The sequence below is a fragment of the Scytonema hankhaensis NUACC26 genome (assembly GCF_045865695.1).
Lineage (GTDB): Bacteria > Cyanobacteriota > Cyanobacteriia > Cyanobacteriales > Nostocaceae > Scytonema.
Genome location: NZ_BAACAP010000016.1, coordinates 1 through 3631 on the forward strand (window position 1 = coordinate 1; position 3631 = coordinate 3631).

Here is a 3631-nt window from a genome sequence, read left to right on the forward strand (position 1 = left end):
CCCAACTGCTGGTATGCTTCCCGGCTTTGTTGATAGTAATTGATTGCTTGTGCGTGTTGACCCCACGCTTGATAAATGCGACCCAACCGATTATGAGCATTAGCAACGCCTATTTTATCATCTAACTGCTGACGTAGAACTAAGCATTGGTTGGCACATTGAATAGCTTGCTCGTACTTACACCATTCTCTATAACAAGTAGCCATCCAAGACCATTGGTTAGCGACATTCTTGTCTCGTCCTAGTTGTTGATAAAGTTCTTGACTTTGTTGATGATAATCTATTGCCTGTGCGTATTTTCCCCAATCTTGATAAACTCTCGCAATATTGTAGAAAGCATTCGCCTTGTGTTTAAAATTTAGAATTTGCTCTGCGAGCGCCAATGCCTTTTGGTAATAAAATAGCGACTGTTCATATTTTTTGTCTAATCTTTGACACCAACCCCAATGTCTCCAGAAAATCAACAAAGAGTTTTGCTGAGGGTAATTAGCTAGGTTAGACTGATAGTAGTAGTTATTTGCCTTTTCATACTTTTCACTCTCTTCATAACATTGAGCCAATACCCAGCAAAGATAGGATCTGAAGCTCTTGTCTAACTTTTCTTCTATGTCTTCCAGAATTTCAACAGCTTTTTCATATTTATTTTTCCGAACATAAGATATTCCAGTTAAGAAAATTAATATATTTTGATAAACTGTATCAAAATCATGTCGCTTTTGGCTAATTTCAAGAGAAGATGTTATGTCTTCGCCCAACTCTCCCATAAGCTCCATTATGGAGTAAAATAGTTCAGGTTCTAATTGATTTACAATTTCCACAGCATAATCTATCAATCGTATTAAGTCACCACAAGCAATATAAAGAATAGCTGTTTTTGCCTTAATTTGAAGCTCTGCTGACAGTGTTGTATCATTCGCTATTTCTTTTAAAATATCTATGACTTCAGTTTTTTGATGAAACAGTTCTATTTTACGAAGTAGTTTGAGAAGTTGCTGAGCCACATCCTCTTCAGAATTATCATCTATACCAATATAGGTGAGAACTAACTTCTGAATAAGATCTTTGCGAAAACTTGCTTTTGCGTCAACTTCCGCGATCGCCTGTCCTGCAAACAGTAAATCTTTCAGTTTAAGTTCTGCTTGCTGCAAGTTACCTGTAGAGTCAGCCTTTAACCAAATAATTTTTGCATCATTAGATGAAGAGTTTTTAATTTTGATTTCCCCATTTTGCAGAACAGGTTCATACTTTTTCAAATAAGAAAATAGTATTTCTAGTAACTTAGATAACTGAGTAGGAGAAAAATTTCCGTAATACCCTAAAGTTAATAAAAGAGGCTCATCCCAACGAGATTCATAACGGTGTTTTTCAAGAAGTTGTAGAATATCACTTCGATCTTTGTCTGCTATATAACGAGCAGCAAAATATTCTTCAAATGTCAAGTGCATAAAACCATAAACTCCAGGTGTCCGTTCTATAAACAAACCTGTGGTTTCTCTCACTTTTCGCAAAAACTGTGTGACTTCTTGACGAACAGAATTCGATTTTGGGTTAGTATCATTGAGATTGGCTAGCTCAATTACGAGCTTTTCCTCGACTTCCGCTTGTGTCACTAAACCCGAAGGTTTCTCCTCATGCATCCAGTATGCTAAAGGTGCTAAAAGTTGTACGACTTCGGTTTCCTTAAGCATCACCTTTGGAGTATCAGGTAATTTTTTACTGAGTTGCCAATCTTCTATCAAAGTTTGTACTGCTAAGTCGTACAACTTTACCCGACGCTCTGGCAAATGTTCGCCGTTACGGTGAATCAGTGCCAATATTGTTAATAGTAAGGGGTTTGCTGTTAACCGCTTCACTCCTTCATTGTCTTCAATTGCCTTCAAAATATCTTGCGCTTGCTCTATTCATTTTTTTTGCCATTGTTCCTCACCAGCTTCTGGTTGCTGGATTTTTTCAATCGTGGGACACCAGCGATACAGAAACCTCTCTACCTGTTCGCTGTCCATGTCTTCTATGGTAAATTCGGTAAAGCGATCGCTAAGTTGTACTTCATGGTAACCAGCAATACGACTAGTGATGACAAATTTGTTAGTAGGAAACTGCTCGACAAACTGGTTAATACGTTCTACGATACCTTTACGGCTTTGTTGGTCATAGACTTCATCTAGCCCATCCATTAAAATTAAGCATTTTCCTTGGGCGATCGCTCACTTAAATCAGCAACAATTACACGCACAATTGAAAGCTGGTAACGCTTTGGTTATGTTTGATGGTTTGGATGAGGTATTCGATCCTGGCTCAAGAGAAGATGTGATAACTAATATTCATCGCTTTACCAATGACTATCCCAATGTCCAAGCGATCGTAACTTCTCGCGTAATTGGTTATAAGGCTAATGATTTGGAAGTGCAAGCTGCAGCATTGCAAGAACTAGCGCGGGGATTCAAACACGATTCCGAAACCTTAATGATTTTGAAAACTGCTGTTAATGCGGATGATTGGAGGGTGCGAACAGTAGCATTACAAGAATTAGCACGCGGGTTCAAACATGACCCCAATACATTAACCATCCTTAAAGCTAATGTGAGTGCTGATAGTTGGAAGGTAAGAGCAACAGCATTGCGAGAATTAGCACGAGGGTTCAAACACGATCCCGATACCTTAACTATCCTCAAAACTGCTGCTACTGATGATAAAGAGTTGGATGTGCGAGCAGAGGCGGTAGAAGAATTAGCACGAGGGTTCAAAGATGACTCCGATACCTTAACCATTCTCAAAAATGTCGCTATTAATGATAATTGGAGAGTACGAGTAGTCGCATTACGAGAATTAGCCCATACATTCAAAGACGATCCCCAAATCTTATCGTGGCTTAAAACTCGTGCCACTAGCGATCGCGATTTGGACGTGCGATCGGTCGCATTACGAGAATTAGCCCATACTTACAAAGACGATCCCCAAATCTTACCCTGGCTTAAAACTTGTGCTACTAGTAATGATGGTTTGGATATGCAAGCAGAGGCATTGCAAGAATTAGCGCGGAGGTTTAAAGAGGACTCCGATACTTTAACCATTCTTAAAGCTAATACCACTGCTGATGATTGGAAAGTACGAGTCGTTGCATTGCGGGAATTAGCACGAGGGTTTAAAGACGATCCCGATACTTTAACCATCCTGAAAATGAGTGCTATGAGTGATGATTCAGATGTGCGAGCAGTCGCATTGCAAGAATTAGCACGGGGATTCAAACATAATCCCGATACTTTAACTATCCTCAAAGATTCCGCTAAAACTAATGATTCAAACGTTCAAAAAGTCGCGTTACGAGAATTAGCACGAGGGTTTAAAAACGATCTTGATATCTTGAATATCCTGAAAGATTGCGCGAGTTCTAATGATTCAAACGTGCAAAAAGCTGCATTGCGAGAATTAGCACGGGGGTTTAAAGACGATCCTGAAACTTTAATCATCCTGAAAGCTCGCGCTTAATTAAGCAATCTTCAACCGGGATAGGAGTCAATACTGCGTAGGTTTTGCGTAAAAATCCGAAAATACGTAGGTTGGGGAGCCACAAAAAGTGCGGGGGTTTCCCCCGTTGAGTGACGTGGCGTTTGAGGAACGAAACCCAACATTT

General features: G+C 39.6%; 3 protein-coding genes and 1 pseudogene. 2 read left to right on the plus strand and 2 right to left on the minus strand.

The annotated features are described in order from the left end of the window. Both ACKTT2_RS00190 and ACKTT2_RS00195 read right to left on the minus strand, forming a co-directional pair. Positions 1-1880 (minus strand): tetratricopeptide repeat protein (locus ACKTT2_RS00190; protein WP_407882774.1); only part of this gene is annotated, 1880 nt, incomplete at its 3' end. A gap of 21 nt (positions 1881-1901) precedes the next feature. Continuing rightward, complete coding sequence (locus tag ACKTT2_RS00195; RefSeq protein WP_407882776.1) at positions 1902-2174, minus strand: NACHT domain-containing protein; 273 nt, start codon at positions 2172-2174, stop codon at positions 1902-1904. A gap of 25 nt (positions 2175-2199) precedes the next feature. Between ACKTT2_RS00195 and ACKTT2_RS00200 the strand changes: the two are divergent. Both ACKTT2_RS00200 and ACKTT2_RS00205 read left to right on the plus strand, forming a co-directional pair. Beyond that, a pseudogene (locus ACKTT2_RS00200) lies at positions 2200-2430 on the plus strand (NACHT domain-containing protein); the annotation flags it as partial. A 33-nt stretch (positions 2431-2463) separates the two neighbouring features. Further along, entirely contained in the window at positions 2464-3486 is a 1023-nt protein-coding gene (locus ACKTT2_RS00205) for a HEAT repeat domain-containing protein (RefSeq protein WP_407882778.1), read from the plus strand. The last annotated feature ends 145 nt before the right edge of the window (positions 3487-3631 follow it).

Excerpts from the sequence above, each read along its gene's own strand:
- ACKTT2_RS00205 (WP_407882778.1), top strand. The coding sequence starts at position 2,464 with ATGATTTTGAAAACTGCTGTTAATGCGGATGATTGGAGGGTGCGAACA.
- ACKTT2_RS00195 (WP_407882776.1), bottom strand. The coding sequence starts at position 2,174 with ATGGATGGGCTAGATGAAGTCTATGACCAACAAAGCCGTAAAGGTATC.